Annotated in this window: 19 protein-coding genes; 16 read left to right on the top strand and 3 right to left on the bottom strand. The window is 48.1% G+C overall.

Annotation, left to right across the window (positions count from 1 at the left end):
• Positions 1-45: 45 nt before the first annotated feature.
• Positions 46-1800 (bottom strand): Rqc2 family fibronectin-binding protein, encoded by a 1755-nt coding sequence (locus tag NOM90_RS03975; RefSeq protein WP_255940147.1) that lies wholly within the window; start codon positions 1798-1800, stop codon positions 46-48.
• A gap of 260 nt (positions 1801-2060) precedes the next feature.
• Here NOM90_RS03975 and dapF point away from each other — a divergent pair, with 260 nt between their 5' ends.
• Positions 2061-2897: a diaminopimelate epimerase gene (gene dapF, locus NOM90_RS03970; RefSeq protein ID WP_255940146.1), complete on the top strand. Its 837-nt coding sequence runs from the start codon at positions 2061-2063 to the stop codon at positions 2895-2897.
• Between the two features lie 182 nt (positions 2898-3079).
• Here the strand turns inward: dapF and NOM90_RS03965 are convergent, their stop codons facing one another.
• Complete coding sequence (locus NOM90_RS03965) at positions 3080-4045, bottom strand: ring-cleaving dioxygenase (protein WP_255940145.1); 966 nt, start codon at positions 4043-4045, stop codon at positions 3080-3082.
• A 200-nt stretch (positions 4046-4245) separates the two neighbouring features.
• Between NOM90_RS03965 and NOM90_RS03960 the strand changes: the two genes are divergently transcribed.
• From NOM90_RS03960 to NOM90_RS03890, 15 genes are all read left to right on the top strand, one after another.
• A complete protein-coding gene (locus tag NOM90_RS03960) occupies positions 4246-5133 on the top strand; it encodes a YicC/YloC family endoribonuclease (RefSeq protein ID WP_255940144.1) in 888 nt (295 codons plus the stop codon).
• A 61-nt stretch (positions 5134-5194) separates the two neighbouring features.
• Entirely contained in the window at positions 5195-5455 is a 261-nt protein-coding gene (gene remA / locus NOM90_RS03955) for an extracellular matrix/biofilm regulator RemA (protein ID WP_005548256.1), read from the top strand.
• An 11-nt stretch (positions 5456-5466) separates the two neighbouring features.
• Entirely contained in the window at positions 5467-6039 is a 573-nt protein-coding gene (gene gmk / locus NOM90_RS03950; RefSeq protein WP_255940143.1) for a guanylate kinase, read from the top strand.
• A gap of 97 nt (positions 6040-6136) precedes the next feature.
• On the top strand, positions 6137-6376 hold the full coding sequence (rpoZ, locus tag NOM90_RS03945; protein WP_255940142.1) for a DNA-directed RNA polymerase subunit omega: 240 nt from the start codon (positions 6137-6139) through the stop codon (positions 6374-6376).
• Between the two features lie 106 nt (positions 6377-6482).
• Positions 6483-7856, top strand: a complete 1374-nt coding sequence (gene coaBC / locus NOM90_RS03940) for a bifunctional phosphopantothenoylcysteine decarboxylase/phosphopantothenate--cysteine ligase CoaBC (protein ID WP_255940141.1) — start codon at positions 6483-6485, stop codon at positions 7854-7856.
• On the top strand, positions 7853-10426 hold the full coding sequence (gene priA / locus NOM90_RS03935) for a primosomal protein N' (protein ID WP_255940140.1): 2574 nt from the start codon (positions 7853-7855) through the stop codon (positions 10424-10426). The genes coaBC and priA overlap by 4 nt, the downstream gene beginning before the upstream one ends.
• A gap of 54 nt (positions 10427-10480) precedes the next feature.
• Complete coding sequence (gene def / locus NOM90_RS03930; RefSeq protein ID WP_255940139.1) at positions 10481-10963, top strand: peptide deformylase; 483 nt, start codon at positions 10481-10483, stop codon at positions 10961-10963.
• Positions 10964-10968: 5 nt separating this feature from the next.
• Entirely contained in the window at positions 10969-11910 is a 942-nt protein-coding gene (fmt, locus tag NOM90_RS03925; protein ID WP_255940138.1) for a methionyl-tRNA formyltransferase, read from the top strand.
• A gap of 422 nt (positions 11911-12332) precedes the next feature.
• A complete protein-coding gene (rsmB, locus tag NOM90_RS03920; RefSeq protein WP_370866571.1) occupies positions 12333-13805 on the top strand; it encodes a 16S rRNA (cytosine(967)-C(5))-methyltransferase RsmB in 1473 nt (490 codons plus the stop codon).
• Positions 13806-13975: 170 nt separating this feature from the next.
• Entirely contained in the window at positions 13976-15034 is a 1059-nt protein-coding gene (gene rlmN, locus NOM90_RS03915; protein ID WP_255940137.1) for a dual-specificity RNA methyltransferase RlmN, read from the top strand.
• Between the two features lie 5 nt (positions 15035-15039).
• Positions 15040-15819 (top strand): Stp1/IreP family PP2C-type Ser/Thr phosphatase, encoded by a 780-nt coding sequence (locus NOM90_RS03910; protein WP_255940136.1) that lies wholly within the window; start codon positions 15040-15042, stop codon positions 15817-15819.
• Entirely contained in the window at positions 15816-18062 is a 2247-nt protein-coding gene (gene pknB, locus NOM90_RS03905) for a Stk1 family PASTA domain-containing Ser/Thr kinase (protein ID WP_255940135.1), read from the top strand. The genes NOM90_RS03910 and pknB overlap by 4 nt, the downstream gene beginning before the upstream one ends.
• Before the next feature lie 78 nt (positions 18063-18140).
• A complete protein-coding gene (rsgA, locus tag NOM90_RS03900; RefSeq protein ID WP_255940134.1) occupies positions 18141-19049 on the top strand; it encodes a ribosome small subunit-dependent GTPase A in 909 nt (302 codons plus the stop codon).
• 2 nt (positions 19050-19051) lie between these two features.
• Positions 19052-19717, top strand: a complete 666-nt coding sequence (rpe, locus tag NOM90_RS03895) for a ribulose-phosphate 3-epimerase (RefSeq protein WP_255940133.1) — start codon at positions 19052-19054, stop codon at positions 19715-19717.
• Positions 19714-19968 (top strand): hypothetical protein, encoded by a 255-nt coding sequence (locus tag NOM90_RS03890; RefSeq protein WP_255940132.1) that lies wholly within the window; start codon positions 19714-19716, stop codon positions 19966-19968. The genes rpe and NOM90_RS03890 overlap by 4 nt, the downstream gene beginning before the upstream one ends.
• Before the next feature lie 127 nt (positions 19969-20095).
• Here NOM90_RS03890 and rpmB read toward each other — a convergent pair whose 3' ends face one another.
• Positions 20096-20284 (bottom strand): 50S ribosomal protein L28, encoded by a 189-nt coding sequence (gene rpmB, locus NOM90_RS03885; RefSeq protein ID WP_255940131.1) that lies wholly within the window; start codon positions 20282-20284, stop codon positions 20096-20098.
• Between the last annotated feature and the right edge of the window lie 252 nt (positions 20285-20536).

Genomic DNA, 20536 nt, shown 5'->3' with positions numbered 1-20536 from the left:
CTCTATAACAGAGACCCACCTTTTTTGATGCAAGCATAAAAGAAATCAGCTATTTTTAACGGTGCTTGGCAACGACTTGATCAGATCTTCGTCAGGTGTGACAAACAAAGTTTTTTGATGATCGTAAATCACGAAGCCCGGTTTGGAGCCGCTTGGTTTGCGGACATGGCGAATTTGGGTGCTATCGATCGGAACGCTGCTTGAATGTTTGGCTTGGCTGAAGTATGCCGCTAGTTGCGCCGCTTCATTCAATGTATCTTCGCCGTACTCATTGCTACGTATCACGACATGCGAGCCCGGAATATCTTTGGTATGCAGCCAAGTATCGCTAGAATGAGCTAGACGATTCGTAATAAATTCGTTTTGCAGATTGTTTTTGCCGACGTAAATCTCGATTCCTTCCGAAGAAGTGTAGAGATGCAGGGTCGGTTTGTCGTTCTTCTTTTTCTTTTTGCTACCGCGAGGAGCACGGCTGCGCACATACCCTTGCTCGGCAAGCTCGGCGCGAATTTCATCCACGTCCCGAAGCGAAGCATCATTGAGTTGCTGTAACAAACTATCCATATACACGATTTCTTCATGCGTTTTTTTGATTTGCGCATCGATCACGCTCAAGCTATTTTTGTATTTATTGTACTTTTTAAAATAGCGCTGGGCATTGTCCGAAGGATTTAGTAATGGATCGAGCTGAATCTTAATCGGGCGCTGTTCTTCGTCGTAAAAGTTGACCAGCTCGATTTCTTTCATACCGCGCTCTAACTCATGTAGCGAAGCAAAAAGAAGTTCGCCTTGAATCCGGTACTGCTCGGCATCTTGGGCTTCTTCAAGATCTTTGTCTAAATGATCGAGTTTTTTTACATTTTTGCCGCGTTCATTTTGAATAAACTTAAGCAGATCGCTGACTTTTTGCTTAACCGTATCCCGATCGGCTTTGTCGCCGTAATAATGCTCCATACATAGACTAATCGAATCAAACTTGCGTTGTTCGCCTTCGATCAAAGTGAGCGGGATTGCCGAAAATACTAATTTGCCGCGTGCATTCACACCGCTAGTCGGAGCAAAATTGCCTTCGCGGACATTCGACATCAGCTCATCAAATACCGTCCATACAGATGAAGAATCGGGAGCAGTTTCGCCAGGCGTTTTTTCTCCTGTAGCGCGGTACAAGATTTCTTGAGCGATCAGCGGACTCATCCCGGTAAATAAATCGACGAGTCGATTGATCGGAGGATCAACAAAGTTTTCGTTCCATTTTTGCTCAAACTGCTCTTGCGTTACTTCAAGCGGATTCCATTTATTTTGCTGCGGAGGTTCTTGATACTTGAAGCCCGGCATCACAATACGGTAGCTGCTGATCGCGGGCGTCACATGGTGAATCCCGTCCAAGATCGTATCGTTCGAAGCATCCAGCAAAATGATATTGCTATGACGTCCCATCAGCTCGATCACCAATTTTTTTAGCGATACGTCGCCGACTTCATCACGTTGTCTGATCCAAAAATGCAAAATACGTTCCATGCCGACTTGTTCGATTTTTTCGATTACGCCGCCTTCGCAATGTTTTCGCAAAAGCATACAGAACATAGGCGCTTCCGGTGGATTCATATACGATTGATCGGTAAATTGAACTCTCGGATAAGTCAGGCTTGCGGAGATCAGTAATTTTTTGTTGCCTTCGCGTGAACGGATTTGAAAAATAATATCATTGCCGGAAGGTTGATGAATTTTACTAATTCTTGCGCCCTGAAGCGCGGAAAGTTCAGTTACTATTGCTCGGGTCACGATTCCATCTAATGCCATCTATAAACGACCTTCTTTCTCTATTTCCCCAAGTAAATTGTCGTCCGCTGCGCGCAAAAAACACAAAGTTTCACGCATAAAATCAATAGCAATCATACGGACGTTAAGGTATCATGAAACCGGGTTCCTAAAAAGGAAACACTATGATCTATATTGAGCGAAACCCAGGCGTTCGTCAACTTTTTGTCCTTTACATCCATGCTTGAATCTGTAAAGGAACGCCTATTGTTTCGAAACCGATAAGGAGTGGACTAAATCAGATGGAATTTACAAAAATGCACGGACTCGGTAACGACTTCGTGGTGGTCTATGGAGAACAAGAACTTCCGGCAAATGCAGCAGAGCTTGCTATCCAAGTATGCGATCGCTTTTTCGGCGTAGGCGCAGACGGTCTTGTCTATATTTTGCCTTCGGAAAAAGCGAACTTCAAAATGCGTATTATGAACTCCGACGGTTCGGAAGCTGAGCAATGCGGCAATGCGATCCGTTGCGTGGCGAAATATGTCTATGATCACAAGCTAGCGGAAGGCGAAGAGCTTACGATCGAGACAATCGGAGCTGGCGTACAGCCGCTTACGATCTATGCGGAAAACGGAGTCGCGCAAACCGTACGCGTTGATATGGGAGCACCGATTTTGGAAGGAGCGAAAATTCCGGTTGCGGTCGACGGAGAACCTGTAGTCGATCAGCCGATCGAAGCTTTAGGCGAATCGTTCCGATTCACGGCGGTATCGATGGGCAATCCGCACTGCGTCATCTATGTCGACGATGCGGTCAACTTCGATCTCGCAAAATGGGGACCGGTACTCGAAACGCATCCTTTGTTCCCAAAAAAGATCAATGTTGAATTTGCAACGGTGAATAGCCGTGAACAGATCGATATGCGCGTATGGGAACGCGGCGCGGGCCCTACGCTGGCTTGTGGGACAGGTGCTTGCGCAACGCTTGTATCTTCGGTGCTTAACGGTCATAGCGACCGCCAAGCAACCGTATCGCTGAAAGGCGGCGACCTGCATATCGAATGGAATGAAGAAGACAACCATGTGTATATGACGGGCCCTGCTGCGTTTGTGTATACAGGAAAACTGATCGATTAAATGTAGCATCAAAGTAAAAAATAATAAAAAGCTGTAGTCATTTGCGGCTTTAAATGTAAAAAAGTCTAATGTAACTGGAAGCAAGGAGACGAATTTCTCTCGCAGTATCCTTGCTTCTACCGTATACGTAACTTCTCTAGACAACAAAAGCCGCAGGATACCTGCGGCTTTTTATTATTCGTTTACCATTTAAGAGGACGTAATTTGGCTTCGATATCGGCGCGGCGATGTTCCAAGAACGAAGGGAGCCCCAGTTTTTCGCCCAACGATTTGATCGGTTCGTCAATATCAAATCCCGGTGTATCGGTAGAAAGTTCGAACAAGATGCCGTTAGGTTCACGGAAATACAGAGCACGGAAGTAGTCGCGATCGACGCGTCCCGAGTTTTGCAATCCGCTTGCGGAGATACGGTCGATCCATTTTTCATATTCGGCTTCATCCGGAATTCGGAAAGCAACGTGATGCGCTCCGCCGCGTCCGAGCCGGAATTGAGGCAGATCAGGACGTGCTTCCAAATGAACTTCCGCACCCGAGCCGCCTTCCCCGGTCGCGAATACTTCGATATCGGCAAAATCGCCAGCAAGAGAAGCATAACTGCCTACTTTGCGGAATCCCATAACTTGGGTCAACACAAGCGCTGTAGGTTTAGGATCAGCAACCGTCAACGTAACAGGGCCAAGACCGACGATTGCATGTTCCAAAGGAATTCCGTCAGCTGTCCATGGTTGTCCTGCGGCTACGCCTTCTTCGCCTTCATCCGCTGCCAAAATCAACTGCGTACCTTCGAAATCTTCGAAAGCAAGTGTGTTACGTCCGGCACGTTGCACAATTTCGCCGTGTTTGATGCCTAACGTATCTAGGCGATCTTTCCAAAAATGCAGCGAATCTGTTGTCGGTACGCGAAGCGAAGTCGACGAAATACTGGATACGCCGGGATAAGAAGGTCCAATTCCTGGGTAATCAAAATACGTAACCTCTGTGCCCGGGCTTGCTACCGCATCTCCGTAAAACAGATGGTAAGAAGTCGTGTTATCTTGATTGACCGATTTTTTGACCAATCGCATACCTAAAATTCGAGTGAAGAAGTCATAGTTTTGTTCGGCTTTTCCGGTCATTAATGAAACGTGATGTTGTCCAAGTAATTGCATAGCAATCAGCTCCTCATTATATAAAATCACAAAGATTAAAAAAGAATTTAAAGGTGAAAATAATAAAGCAACTTTAATAATTTAAGTATATATCTTTAATCAAAGATAATCAACCCCTAAAGATGAATTTCTAAACAGACGCTAAACCTCTTGTTTCGCTGTGCATAATCCATTAAAATAGGATAACGGATGTGATGAGGATGTCTTTCAGTATGACCGGCTACGGTCAATCCGCCATGAATCGAGGCGGATACAAAATTCAATTTGAAGTGAAATCCGTCAATCATCGCTACTGCGAAGTCGTACTTCGGATGCCCCGGGAATGGAACAGTTTCGAGGAAGGTCTCCGGCGGCTTGTCCAGCAGCATGTCAAGCGCGGACGGATTGACGTATACATCATTAGAGAAAGCGAAGCCTCAGGCACTCGGATGATGTTGAATCGTGAAGTCGCTGAGTCTTATATTTTAGCGGCACACGAATTAACGCAGCAGTATGGAATTGCCGGTAATCTGAGCGCAGCCGAATTGCTTGCGCTTCCTGATGTGATGCAACCTACAGAAGCTTCACTTGAAGAAGTTGAAGACATCGACTGGGAACAAGTGCTTCAAGAAGGGCTTGGCCAAGCCTTGTCTGAACTGGTAACGATGCGAGGTTCCGAAGGGAACCATTTAAGAGGCGATTGCCAACTTCGATTGAACAACTTGAAGCAAGCACATCAACAATTGTTGATGCTTGCTCCAACTGTTGTAGAAGATTACCGAGTCAAGCTTCGTCAGCGATTATCCGAATTGCAAGATGGAAGTTTTGTATTGGATGATTCTCGTCTCGGTATAGAAGTTGCGCTTTTTGCGGATCGTTGTAGTATTGATGAAGAACTAGCCAGATTGCAAAGTCACTTCGATCAATGTGCGGAACTGCTGAATAGCGGCGATACAAAAGGTCGAAAACTTGACTTTTTGATTCAGGAAATGAACCGAGAGGTCAATACGATCGGATCGAAGGCGAATCATTTGGCGCTCGGAGGTCATGTCGTCGAGATGAAAGCTGAGCTCGAGAAAATGCGAGAGCAAGCAGCGAATCTCGAATAACGGCCGGGCGCTAACCCGACTTACAGAAAGAGGAACTATGACATAGGGGGAAAACCTAGACATGGCAATCAAGCTTATCAATATCGGCTTCGGCAACATTGTATCCGCCAACCGAATCATTTCTATCGTAAGCCCAGAATCCGCACCAATTAAGCGGATCATTCAGGAAGCCAGAGATCGACATATGCTGATTGATGCAACTTACGGACGTCGAACGCGTGCCGTTATTATTACAGACAGCGATCACGTCATTTTGTCTGCGGTACAACCAGAGACGGTCGCGCACCGACTCTCGACCAAAGACGACGATAACGACGAATAATGGAGAGAACTATGTCTAAAGGGTTATTGATTGTATTGTCCGGACCGTCAGGCGTCGGAAAAGGAACGGTATGTAGTGCATTACGCAAAAGATTGCCGGGTCTTGTGTATTCGGTATCGGCAACGACTCGTTCACCTCGAGAAGGCGAACAACACGGCGTAAATTATTTTTTTAAAAGTCAGCAAGAATTTCGTGATATGATTGCTAATGATCAACTGCTCGAATACGCACAGTACGTAGAGAATTTCTACGGAACTCCGCGTGATTTTGTAGAACAAACGATCGAAGCTGGCAATGACATCATTTTGGAAATTGAAGTACAAGGTGCGCTCAAGGTCAAGCAGACGTTCCCGGACGGTGTGTTTATTTTCTTGACTCCGCCTTCGCTTAAAGAGTTGAAAGATCGGATTGTCGGACGCGGCACGGAAACAGAATCGGTGATTCATAACCGGATGTCGGTAGCCGAAGAAGAAATCGCATTGATGCGTCATTACGATTATTCGGTTGTCAATGATGAAGTCGATAAAGCTTGTATGCGAATCGAATCGATCATTGTCGCGGAACATTGCCGTATCGCCAAATAAGTTGTTTTAAAAAAACAGATTACCGGAAAACCGGGCTTCGTCTTTAGCAATCGAGAGAATTCTTTTCGAGCTAAAGGCATAAGAGAGGACGATAAATATGCTGTATCCTTCTATCGACAAAATCATGACTAAAGTAGACAGTAAGTATTCGCTCGTTGTTGCATCGAGCAGACGCGCAAGACAACTGCGCGAAGGTGCAGAATCGGAACTTCAACGTCCAAAATCCAGCAAGCAAGTAGGTACGGCGCTCGAAGAAATCTACGGCGACTACATCAAGCTTGAAGCACGCGACGAGAACGAAGTTGTCGAAGAACAAAAAGGTAAACGGAACCTGTAAAGGTTCCCGGTTTGCTACGCAAGATCAGATAAAAAGCTCCATTAGATAGAACGCGCCATCTCTAACAACCTTATGGTTGTTATTTTTTTTCAGGAGGGGATTGCATATGTTAAACGGGAAAAAGATTTTGCTCGGTGTAACTGGAGGGATTGCTGCTTATAAAGCTGCAACGCTATGCAGTCAATTGGTCAAAGCAGGAGCGGACGTCCAAGTTATCATGACAGAGGGTGCGCAGCAATTTATTCCGGCTTTGACGCTTCAAGTATTGACGCGGAATACGGTGCATACGGATACGTTCGAAGAACATAATCCGAAAGTGGTGAACCATATTGATCTTGCGGATTGGGCGGATCTGGTACTCATTGCTCCGGCAACTGCGAATATCATAGGCAAACTGGCTAATGGGCTTGCTGACGATATGTTGTCGACGACGATGCTTGCGGTTACGTCTCCTGTCATGATCGCACCTGCGATGAACGTGCATATGTATAGCCATCCGGCAGTCGTACAAAATATGCAGACGTTAGTCGACCGCGGAGCGATGATGATCGAACCGGGTGACGGAATGCTCGCTTGCGGTTATGTAGGCAAAGGTCGTTTGGAAGAACCCGAGACGATTGTAGCGGTATTGCAGCGCTTTTTTGCAGAAGAACCTTCTTCGCATGAGTTTTATGATCCGGGACCCGAGACTTTACATCTTGTAGATGGAGAGCCAAGCGAAGGAACCGAAAAATTATTTGCGACCGCTGGAGGCTCTGCCGAACTTGGGCTTGCACGTCATTTGACGTCTTCACATACAGAAACTACAACACCATCACATCCGCTGCTTGGCAAAAAGGTCGTCATAACGGCAGGCGGAACGATCGAACGTATTGATCCGGTGCGTTATATCACGAATGATTCGTCCGGTAAAATGGGAATCGCGCTCGCTCAAGCTGCTCGTGATCTGGGTGCTGACGTTAAACTAATCGCAGGTAAAGTGCAGATTCCTTTGCCGGCAGATATTCCAACGCTGCGCATCGAATCGGCAGAAGATATGTATGAAGCTTGCCTTAATGAATGGGCGACGACCGATATGCTTGTTATGTCGGCTGCGATTGCGGATTATCGTCCTAAATCAAGTTCGCCGCGTAAAATCAAAAAGGTTGGCGATACGATGGCGCTTGAATTGGTCAAAACGGTCGATGTGTTGCAAACGCTCGGTTCGCAAAAAGAACATCAATTTTTGGTTGGGTTTGCGGCGGAAACACATGATTTAGATCATTACGCTTCGGAAAAGCTGCAACGCAAAAATTGCGATATGTTAGTCGCGAACGATGTGACGCAGACAGGCGCAGGTTTTGGATCAGATACGAATATCGTACGTCTTTTCGGACCGGAAGGGCGGATTGCCGATCTGCCGAAACAGTCTAAATACGATACGGCAAAAGAAATTTTGCTTGAAGCTTCGCGTCGTCTGGAACAAGGAGCTTTGCGATGAATTTCGCACAGGTGATTGTCGATGTGCCGGTTCGTGCCGTCAGCAGACCGTTCGATTATCGGATTCCACCGGAAATGAAGCAATGGATTGCGGTCGGTAGCCGAGTCGGCGTGCCTTTTGGCGGACGTACCGTGCAAGGATTCGTAGTCGGCTTAGTCGATGAAAGCGAATATCAACATGGACGAATCAAAGCGATTCGAGAATTGTTAGATCTGGTGCCGCCGCTTCCCGAAGATCTGGTGGAGCTAGGCGGATGGATTGCCGATAAGTATGCGTGTCACAAAACGATGGCGCTGCAAGCGATGATTCCTACGGCTTTAAAAGGCAAAGCCGAACGATTTATCCATGCGGTAGAATCAGACGCTGAGCACGAAGAACGCGAAACGATTGAACAGCTACTCGAAGAAATACCCGAAGATACCGATGAACTTTCGTTGTTCGGAGGAGCTGCATCGGCGGATTACACATCGGCGGCAGAAATTTTGAACTTTGTACGCAGCCGAGGCCAAGTCAAAGCCGAACAGCTTCGCCAAAGTTTCCCGGGTCTTGAGAAAACGGTACAAGCGCTGATCCGAGGCGGTTTGTTATTTGAAAGTCAAGCAATACGAGATCGGATGGGACGCAAAACGGTCAAAACGGTTGAGCTGAATATCGATGCTGCACAAGCGGAAGCGGAACTAGACAAATTCCCGGCGCGTGCCAAAAAGCAAAAAGAAGTCTTTGAGTTTTTGCTTCAATTAGGCGTACCCATGGCGATGAAAGATATTCTAAGCACGCTTGGAGTGACGGCAAGTACCGTAAAGTCGCTTGAAGAAAAAGGTCTAGTCATCATCAAAGACGTTGAAGTGTTCCGCGATCCATATGCGGGCAGACATTTTACACCGAGCGAACCGCCGAAGCTAACAGGCGAGCAGCAAAGCGTCTATGATTCGGTCGTGGCAAGAGTCGATGCACGTCGAGAAGGCGTCTTTTTACTGCACGGGATTACCGGTAGCGGTAAAACGGAAGTCTATCTACAAACGATCCAACGCTGCATCGCGCAAGGTCGGCAAGCGATCGTACTCGTTCCCGAAATTTCGTTGACTCCGCAAATGGTCGAACGATTCAAAAGCCGGTTCGGTTCTAAAGTCGCGGTCATGCACAGCCGATTGTCCGGCGGAGAACGGTATGACGAATGGCGCAAAATTCGCGAAGGCAGAGTGCAAGTTGCGATTGGCGCACGATCAGCCATTTTTGCTCCTTTTAAAGACATTGGTCTGATCGTGATGGATGAAGAACACGAATCTTCGTACAAACAAGAAGAAAGTCCGAGATACCACGCGCGTAACGTCGCGGTAAAGCGCGCCGAACAGCATAATGCGGTCGTAATTTTAGGTTCGGCAACCCCTTCGTTAGAAACTTATCACGCGGCACGCTCGCAAAGCGATCCGCATTTTTCGCCGGTTCTTGCAGAAATTTCGCTTCGCGCGCTTGGCAGCGAGTTGCCCGGCGTCAAGATCGTCGATATGCGCGAAGAGTTAAAAGAAGGCAATCGTTCGATGTTCAGCCGAGAATTACACCTTGGGATTGAACAACGTTTGGAACGCGGCGAGCAGACCGTACTGCTCCTTAATCGGCGCGGGTATTCCACCTTTGTCATGTGCCGAACATGCGGGTATGTGGCAGAGTGTCCGAACTGCGATATTTCATTGACGTTCCATCAACGTTCGAACAATTTGCGCTGCCATTATTGCGGGCATGCCGAGCCGCTTCCCGAGACTTGCCCGGAATGTACGAGCGAGCATATTCGATATTTCGGTACAGGTACGCAGCGCGTCGAAGAAGAATTGGCGAAGTTGTTTCCCGGTGTGCGCGTTGTGCGTATGGACGTCGATACCACCAGCGAAAAAGGTTCGCATGAAAAGTTGTTGCAGCAATTCCGCGATAAAAAAGCCGATATTTTGCTCGGTACGCAAATGGTTGCCAAAGGGCTGGATTTCCCCGACGTTACACTGGTCGGCGTCATTGCCGCCGATTCCGCACTGAATTTACCGGATTTTCGAGCGGGCGAAAAAACGTTCCAATTGCTGACGCAAGTCGCGGGTCGAGCGGGGCGACATCATTTGCCCGGCGAAGTGTTTATCCAGTCGTACAATCCCGATCATTATTCGATCCAGCACGCCTCGAAGCATGATTATCATTCATTCGTGCGTGAAGAATTGGGACATCGACGCAAACTTGGCTACCCGCCTTATTGCCGTTTGATTCTAGTTACGTTTTCGCATGAGCAGCTTCCGGTTGTCGTGCGTATGGCAGAAAACTATGCGGCGATGATCAAAGAAAAAGCACGTGCACGCGGTTGGCTTGCGCAAATGGATAAGTTAGCGCCGAATGTATTGGACTTATTGGGTCCGATTGCTTCACCGATTCCGCGGATTAAAAATAGATACCGATTTCAATGTATGATAAAATGGCGTGGAGAAATGGACGCTGCTTTGCTGGCGCGGGAAATCGCAGATGAACTGGAAGATACGGCGAAAGAGCAAGATTTGCTCATCAGTATCGACGTGGACCCACAGGTCATGATGTAACGCGGTTTTCCGCGTCTTTTTCTATGAATACAGAAGTAAGGAAGGTGCTTGAACATGGCAATTCGATTAATCGTAAAAGAGCCTGATGAAGTCTTGCATAAACGGGCAAAAGAAGTCACCAAAATGACGCCGAATGTACAAAAATTAATGACCGATATGGCGGAAACGATGTACGACGCGGACGGTGTCGGTCTTGCAGCGCCGCAGGTCGGCATTTTAAAACGCATTATTGTGGTTGATGTCGGCGATGAGAACGGTCTGATCGCGATGGTGAACCCTGAAATTATTGAAAAAAACGGTGAGCAATTCGGCGTCGAAGGTTGCCTGAGTATTCCCGGGCTGAACGGAGACGTACGCCGAGCGATGAACGTAACGGTGAAAGGCTTGAACCGAGAAGGCGAAGAATTTACCGTACAAGCAAGCGGATTGTTAGCGCGAGCTTTTCAACATGAGATCGACCATTTGGATGGAGTATTATTCACGGATATTGCGGAGAGCGTATATGAACCGATCCGTGATAACGCGGCAAAGGAGTGAGCGGAATGAAAAGAATCGTATTTATGGGCACGCCAGCGTTTGCGGTATCCTGCTTGGAAGCGTTGCTGGAATCGGAATGTAATATCGTAGCGGTCGTCACGCAGCCGGATCGTCCGCAAGGTCGCAAAAAAGTACTGACGCCTTCTCCGGTTAAAGAAGCAGCGTTGAAGCATCATCTGCCGGTTTTACAACCGGAGCGGATGCGTAATCCGGAAGCTGTCGAAGAACTGGCATCTTTTCATCCAGATCTGATCGTGACTGCGGCTTACGGGCAAATTCTTCCGAAATCGCTACTTCATGTACCGGAGCTCGGTTGCGTCAACGTGCACGGTTCGTTATTGCCTGCTTACCGAGGCGGGGCTCCGATTCAACGTTCGATCATCAATGGTGAGACGAAGACCGGAATCACGCTGATGTACATGGCAGAAGGTCTGGACACTGGCGATATGATCGCGGTGCAAGAAGTTGAAATCACGGACGAAGATACATCAGGAACGTTGTTCGAAAAAATGAGCGTAGCAGGAGCTGAATTGCTGAAGCGCGAATTGCCGCGTTTGCTGCAAAGCCGAGTCGAAGCGCAGCCTCAAGACGAGTCGCTAGCGACGTATGCGCCGAATTTGACACGCGAAGATGAAAAGATCGATTGGACGTCTTCGGCACGGTCTATTTTCAACCAAGTTCGCGGCTTATCCCCTTTTTCCGGCGGGTATACGTTGTGGAATGACGAAGTATTCAAAGTCTGGGAAATCGAGCGCCCCGAAGAAAATGGCCCAGAAGCAGGAGCCGCGCCGGGAACGGTGCTTGATGTAAGTAGCCAAGCGATTGTCGTCGCATGCGGCGACGGAGCAGTCGCTTTGAAAAAAGTACAACCCGCAGGTAAAAAAGCAATGCCCGTATCCGAGTTTGCTCGGGGTACAGCGATGCAAGCAGGGACGGTGTTAGGATGAGCGAGAAAAACGAAAAAGATAATGAAAAAAAAGGCGTGCGAATGTTTGGTTCGTCTTCCAAACCTTCGGGTGGATTTGATCCGAACGCAGCAGCTAAACCAAAGCCTAAATCCGGTAACGCTGCCAAAAAATCAAGTAGCAATCAAGCATCGGACTCCCGCAAAAAAAGTTTCACAGGCAAAAGTTCGTTTAGCCGCAGCAATGCTTCGGGTGCAGCCAAACGGATCGAAGCGAAAGCTGCCGGAAAAAGCAAAGCCGGTGCAAAACCAAGCTTCGCATCTAAACCAAGTTCGACTTCAAAGCCGAAATCAAGTTTCGATCCAAATTCGAATGCCAAGCCTAGCCGAAATTCGGTAGCCAAATCGCCTACGAATTCCGCGGCTGTACGTACAAGTACGCCGAAAACTCAGCCTGCGCCCAGCATGAAGCCTCAATCTTCGGCAAAAGCCAACGTGAATAAGCCGGTTGCTTCCTCTACACCAAACCGTACTGCGCCTTCATCGAGAGATGCCAAAAGCGCAAATGCAGAACAGGCTCCGCGTCGACGCAAAGTGCAGCTTACGGCGCGTGAAGCCGCGTTAAACGTATTAACGGGCGTAGAAGAAAATGCGGCATATAGCAATCTCTTGCTGAACCGTACGCTTCAACAAGCCGAGCTGAGTCCGGCGGATGCAGGGCTTGCTACAGAATTGGTATACGGAACGATCGCGCGGCAAGCAACGCTCGATTATTTCTTGAATCAATTTATCAAAAGTGAAGTTAAACGTCTGAACCCTTGGGTACGTAGTCTGGCACGCATGTCGCTGTATCAGATTCGTTATCTGGATCGGATTCCTGCTCATGCCGCGGTGAATGAAGCGGTAGAAATCGCGAAAAAACGCGGTCATCAAGGGATAGCTTCAATGATTAACGGCGTCCTTCGCAGCATTCTTCGAGAAGGCGATAATCTGAGCATTCCGGAAGATTTACCTACGGCAGAACGCATTGCTCTGCAACATTCGCATCCTCAGTGGTTGGTAGAACGCTGGATGACGCAATACGGCGAAGAAACAGCGGAAGCGGTATGCGTAGCCAACAACCAACCGCCGAAAGTAAGTATTCGCGTAAATACATTGCGAGCGGACCGCGACGAACTGATGCGTGAGCTGGAACAAGAAGGGCATATCGTAACCGCTTCTCCGTTGTCGGCTTCCGGTATCATCGTCGAAAGCGGCGGCAATATGGCGAATGATCATCTATACCGCGACGGTCGATTCAGTATTCAGGATGAAAGTTCGATGCTGGTTGCGGAAGCTTTATCGGCTGAACCTGGAATGAGCGTACTCGATTGCTGCGCAGCCCCAGGTGGTAAAACCGCGCATATCGCCGAGAAAATGGGCAACAAAGGACGTATCGTTGCCAATGATCTGCATGAACACAAGCAGAGATTGATCGTCGAGCAAGCCGAACGTCTCGGCTTGACTTGTATCGAAAGCAGCGTTGGCGACGCTATGGCGTTGAATCAGCAATTCGAGCCGGCTTCATTCGATCGCGTGCTTTTGGATGCTCCTTGCTCCGGTTTTGGCGTAATCCGCCGCAAACCTGATCTTCGCTGGGCGAAAACGCCTGACGATGCGGCAGCTATTGCTCGTCTGCAACGCCAAATGCTAAGTTCTGTAGCGGAATTGGTCAAACCGGGCGGTCTGCTTGTCTATAGCACTTGCACGATTGAACGAGAAGAAAATCAACGGGCCGTCGCGGAATTCCTTCGCGATCATGCCGAGTTTATCGCGGAACCGTTCGAAGTTCCGGCTCTGGAGCAACAGCCGCAGGTCGGCGGAGCAGGCGTTCAAATCTTGCCGAATCAATTCGGTTCGGACGGGTTTTATATTGCTCGTTTGCGTCGCCGCGGCTAAAAAGCAACGTTCGCTTAACCGATAACAAAGAGGAATCCGAATCGTAACCTGCTTGAGGTCGATAAGGGTTCCTCTTTAGCATGAACACGTTTTGTGCTACTATAGATAAGATGGAAACCGATAAAGGCAACACAATCTATAAAATCAACGAACAGGGGATAATTAATCACATGAAACCTTTCATATACGACTACAATCTCGACGAGCTGCGCGAATGGGTTAAAGCCAGCGGCGAAGCGACTTTCCGCGCCGACCAGATTTTTGACTGGCTTTACGTCAAGCGCGTATCCAGCTTTGAAGAAATGACCAACTTGTCCAAAACGCTTCGTCAAAAATTGGACGAGCATTTTGCTTTCGTGACATTGAACGAAATCACCAAATTCCAATCCAAAGACGGCACGGTGAAGTTCTTGTTCGGTCTGCATGACGAACATGCGATCGAGACCGTTATTATGAATCACAACTACGGCAATAGCGTATGCGTAACGACGCAAGTCGGTTGCCGAATCGGATGTACGTTTTGTGCTTCCACACTAGGCGGTCTGAAGCGTAACTTGACAGCGGGCGAGATCGTGGCTCAAGTCGTTGAAGCTCAAAAAATGCTGGACAAAGAAGGCGAACGCGTCAGCAGTATCGTAATCATGGGTTCGGGCGAACCGTTCGAGAACTATGAAGCGACGATGACGTTTTTACGCATCATGATTCATGAAAAAGGTTTGAATATCGGTCAACGTCATATCACGGTTTCCACCAGCGGTATCGTACCGAATATTTATAAATTCGCGGATGAAGATACGCAAATCAACTTGGCGATCTCGATCCACGCGCCAAACGACAAATTGCGTTCGAAGCTGATGCCGGTTAACCGCCGTTTCCCGTTCGACGACGTCATGGCTTCGCTCGATTATTATTTCGAAAAAACAGGTCGTCGTCTGACGTTCGAATACGCATTGATTGGCGGCGTGAACGATCAAGCTGAACATGCACAAGAACTCGCAGACGTACTGAAAACCCGTATGGCACACGTCAACTTGATTCCGGTCAACCACGTGCCTGAACGTAAATATGTGCGTACTTCGCGTAGCGATATTTTCAATTTCCAACGGATTTTGATCGATAATGGCATCAACGCGACGATTCGTCGTGAACAAGGTCATGATATTGCAGCGGCTTGCGGTCAATTGCGTGCCAAGCATATGGAAAAAGGACAGGAAAAGGCTGCGAGGTGACATAGGTGATTCATACCGTTCATGCAACGCATATCGGGAATGTGCGCAACGTCAATGAAGATTTGTCTTGGGTCGGTCGAATTAAGCCCGGCGGTTATACGCTAGGAATCGTGGCAGACGGAATGGGTGGGCATTTGGCTGGAGATACAGCCAGCCGCTTAACGGTCGAGACGATTGTTGCCGATCTGAGTGGTCTGGAAGCGGGCCTTTCATTGGAAGCTTGCGAAGCGGCGCTTAGCGATGCTATTTTGCATGCCAATGAGATTGTGCATCGCAAAGGCGGATCGGAGATTCAATATCACAATATGGGTACGACGGTTGTCGCGGTATTATTAAGCGGCGAACAAGGAATCGTTGCGCATATTGGCGATAGCCGAGCTTATCATATTACGTCTTCAGGAATTGAACGTCTCACAGATGATCATACGTTAGTGAATGAATTGCTGAAAAGTGGTCAAATCACTCCAAAAGAAGCCAGTGCGCATCCAAGACGCAATGTATTGACACGTGCACTGGGCACCGACGCGGAAGTGAAAATGGATGTACGCCGAATTATGTTAAAACCGGGCGAAGGATTGATGCTTTGCAGTGACGGGTTAAGCAACTTTGTCGCTGAAGCAGAAATGCTTCGCACGGTATCGAAGCCGGGAGTTGCGCTTGACGATCGTGCACATAAATTGGTTCGTATGGCGCTTAATTCTGGAGGCGACGATAACATCACCGTAGCTCTGTTTGAAAACGGACGCGTAGGTCAGGATGCGGCGACGAAGGAGTGGGTACAATGATCGGTCAAGTATTTAGCGGCCGTTATGAGATCGTAGAACGTGTGGGCGGGGGAGGAATGGCGCTTGTCTACAAAGCGCTGGATTTACTGCTGAACCGTTACGTTGCGGTCAAAGTATTACGTCAGCAATTTATGCACGACGAAGAATTTATTCGTCGTTTTCGGCGTGAAGCGCAATCGGCGGCTTCGCTCTCTCATCCGAATATCGTAAGTATTTACGATGTCGGTCAAGACGGCGAAGTTCAATATATCGTGATGGAGTATATCGAAGGTCGAGATTTGGATGAGCTGATTAAAGAAAGAGCGCCGCTTCCTGTTGAAGAAGCGGTTCGAATTGCTTCACAGATTTGCGATGCACTGGATCACGCCCATAATAACCAAATTATTCACCGCGATATTAAGCCGCACAATATTTTAATCGGTCGTAACGGACGGATCAAAGTAACCGACTTCGGAATCGCACGCGCCGTGACTTCGACGACGATTACACAGACCGGTTCCGTAGTGGGTTCCGTTCATTATTTTTCTCCCGAACATGCCAAAGGCGTGACGGCAGGAGAAAAATCGGACTTGTATTCGCTCGGCATCGTGCTGTATCAAATGTTAACCGGGGCGCTTCCTTATGAAGGCGAAAGCCCGATCAGTGTAGCGCTTAAGCATCTGCAAGATGAATACGAGGAACCACGCAAGCTGAATCCAACGATTCCGCAAAGCGTCGAAAATATTATCGTCCGTGCCATGCGCAAAAATCCGGCAGAACGTTATGCCTCGGCATCCGAGATGCAAAGCGACCTGGATACTTGCTTGCTACCTTCAAGACGCGAAGAACAAAAAGTACAGTTTAATGAAGAAGAAGACGCGGATCGCACATTAGTCGTACCTGCAATTCGCAACACTTCATATGAACCGCAAGCTGCCGATGGCGCCAAAGAAACCAAGACCGATAAAAAGAAGCCGATAGGTAACCCACAGAAAAAATGGAAAAAACCTGCGATCATTATCGGTTCTACGCTATTATTTTTAGCAATCGTTTTGATGGTCGTCTTGTACGTACGCGCACAGTTTATCGTAGCGGAAACGACCGTTCCGAATGTGATCGGAATGACCGAAGACGCGGCGAGAGAAGCTTTAGCTGTGAAAAATCTAGAAGTCGAAGGCGTTAAATACGAGTACGATCCGTCTACAGAAGCTGGAATCGTATTCCGTCAGAGCAAGCCAGAAGGCCTGCAAGTCAGAGAAGGCGCTACATTGCTACTGACCGTGGGCTCGGAAAAGCCGCTTACTGAGATGCCCAAGTTAACGGGCTCCAGTTATGAAGAAGCGTCCAAAGATCTGATTGCGCTTGGCGTGAGCGAAGACCGAATCGTGCGAAAAGAAACGTTCGACGATTCTGATCCGGAGACGGTTCTTGAGCAATCGCCTCAAGAATCGGAAGACTTTGATCCTGATCAAGCTACCGTCACGCTTACGGTGAGTATGGGCGTTGAAGAAAAAACGGTTCCTGATCTGTCCGGGAAAACGCGGCAACAAGCCCTTGATCTCATTAACGGTCAAGCGTTGGCTCCTTCTTCCACCGAGGAAGCGAGTTTTACGGTAAGCCAAGGCAACGTAATCAGTCAAAGCCCAGAAGCTGGAGCCAAATTGAAACCGGGAGAAACGGTGAAGTTTGTTGTAAGTTCCGGTATTCCGGCAGATGCGATCAACTTTATCGTACAAGTTCCTGTAGAACCTTCAAATGAAGGAACGGCGACGAAAATTCGATTGGAGTATAGCGATGCACGCGGCGACCGAATCGAATGGGGAACCGATACGATCTCATCGCGTCGAATTTTCCCTGTATCGCTTGTGCTTGCACCGAATCGAAACGGAGCCGTCTCCGTGTATCGGGACGGGCAATTCGTAGATTCGTATACGGTTAATTATTCCGATGCCAAAAACGGAACTTATATGCAACCACAGTTCCCGCAGCAGCAAACGGAAGAAACTCCGCCGCCGGAGCAAGATCCAGCAGATTCTTCGACCGACGATCCGTCGAATAATCCGCAAGACAATACTGGCGAAGAAGGTAATCCCGAAGGTGATGTAGACAATCAAGCACCTCCGGAAAACAATGAATCTGGCGGAGAAGAAGGCGAACCGGGCAGCGATACAGCCGATCCTGCTGCATTTGCTCCTATGGGTAAAGGCAAAGGTGTTGCAGTGGGGTTAACCCGAGAACAACCTCCAGGGCATAAAGGCAAATAAAGAACAATTTATTAAGAAGCCAGCGAGGTCGGACGCAAGTCCGACCCGCTTTCGCTTCTACACAAAGGACGGTGAAGCATGCCGAAAGGTCTAATTGTAAAAGCATTAAGCGGGTACTACTATGTTAAAGATGAAGAAGCATCTTCGGGCGATTCTACGATCCAATGCCGAGCACGAGGGGTATTTCGAATTAAGGGGAAATCTCCGTTAGTCGGCGATCGAGTGACCTATGCACTGACCGAAAATGGAGAAGGAACCGTGACGGAGATCGAAGAACGATCCACCGAACTGATTCGTCCACCAGTGGCTAACGTTGATCTTGCGGTACTGGTATTTTCCGTGAAAGAACCCGATTTGAGTTTGAATTTGCTCGACAAATTTTTGGTACATATCGAGCACGAAGGCTTGGACGCTCTAATTTGTTTCACGAAAATGGATTTGATCGGTGAAGACGAGATTGAAGTGCGCCAAGCCGTTGAGAATGCAAAAAATCTGTACACGTCGATCGGCTACGAAGTGCTGGAAACCAGTTCACCGCAAGGGTTGGGCGCAGATCGGTTGCGTGAACGTCTGCAAGGCGAAATCAGCGTCTTTTCCGGTCAGTCCGGCGTTGGCAAATCTTCGCTGCTTAATGCGATGTTCCCCGAATTGAATCTGCTTACCAGCGAGATCAGTATGCGTCTGGGTCGCGGTCGCCATACGACTCGGCACGTTGAACTCGTTGAATTAGGAAATGGCGGGTATATCGCGGATACGCCCGGATTCAGTCAATTGGACTTTTTGGAATTAGGCGTTGACGAGTTAGGCAGTTGCTTCCGAGAATTTGCCGAACTCGCGGACGGTTGCAAATTCCGAGGTTGCACGCATTTGCATGAACCCGGTTGCAAAGTACGCGAAGCGTTAGAGAACCATGAAGTTGCTGAAAGCCGATACAAACATTACGCTGCTTTTTACCAAGAAATGAAAGATAAAAAACGGAGGTATTGAATATGGTATTGATTGCTCCTTCGATCTTGTCTGCGGACTTCTCCCAATTGGGAGCCGATGTGAAAGAAGTGGAAGTTGGCGGTGCGGATTGGCTGCATGTTGACGTTATGGATGGGAATTTTGTACCGAATATTTCGTTTGGGGCTCCGATCTTGCGTTCCATTGCGCCTTTGACAAAACTTCCGCTGGATGTTCATTTGATGATCCAAAATCCAGAAAATTATGTGGCGGAGTTTGCAAAAGCAGGCGCCTCGGTCATTACCGTTCATGCGGAAGCTTGCGTGCATTTGCACCGAGTCGTACATTTGATCAAAGAACAAGGTGTAAAAGTAGGAGTTGCGCTTAATCCGGGAACTCCGGTATCTGCGATCCGCGAAGTGATAGAAGACTTGGATCTGGTACTGATCATGACGGTCAACCCTGGATTTGGCGGGCAAGCTTTTATCGAGCGTACTGTGCATAAAATTCGCGAAACACGTGATCTTGCAAATTCGCTCGGGATGAGCAACTTGCATATCGAAGTAGATGGCGGGATTGCACCTGAGACTGTCGGTAAAGTTGTGGCAGCCGGTGCAGACGTACTGGTAGCCGGTAGCGCTGTATATGGCGAAAAGGATCGCGCAGAAGCGATTCGTCTGATCCGTGAAGGTGCGGAGCAATCTCTATGAACAACTTCAAATCTACGCTAATGCTAGCGTTGATTACCTCGTTTGTCGGACTCTTGGTCGCGATCTTTGCTTTCCTCCCGGTGCCTTTTAACGCATTGGTCGGATTGCTTGCTGCGGGATTGGTCGTCTGGTATTTTCGTAAGTTGGAAGAACGAGGGCAGAAGATTTTGTTTATCGTATTCGTTGTCATTTACTTCTTGTTCTTTACCGTATTGATTACTTCGGTGCGGTACGGAATGGGATTGATCTAAAACAGAACTAAAATAAGCCGCAGCGGCTCTCGAAATCGAGAAGCACTGCGGCTTATTTTATACGGTAAACCGGACTAAAACTAAAAAACACCTTCTGCAAGAAGGTGCTTTCTCGTGTATATCTGGACTAAACGCGAGTTACTTTACCCGATTTAAGAGCGCGGGTACTAACGTATACGCGTTTCGGTTTGCCGTTTACGAGGATGCGAACCTTTTGGACGTTAACTCCCCAAGTACGACGGTTACGGTTGTTAGCGTGGGAAACGTTGTTTCCGGAGCTTGGTTTTTTACCCGATACAAAACATCTGCGAGCCATGAATGACACCTCCTTGCTTCGATCAAACATACATAAGCAACACTCCAAACATCATAACACAATGAAAAAAGCTCCGTCAACGGTTCTAAAAACTTTATTTATTTCTACGTGAGCTTATAGTACAATATTAGGTGGAGCCTTTTGCAAAATCTGCTTGGAACATTGCTTAGATTTTGCAAAAGGCTCATGGTATATAGAACCTTAAGCCGACTTGCCCGTATGTACCTTGTAAAAAGGAAACCTGGTTTCCTG

It is taken from the genome of Saccharibacillus sp. JS10 (genome assembly GCF_024436065.1).
GTDB lineage: Bacteria > Bacillota > Bacilli > Paenibacillales > Paenibacillaceae > Saccharibacillus.
The sequence above is the reverse complement of the archived record's forward strand: the minus strand, read 5'-3'. Positions and strand labels throughout refer to the sequence as shown.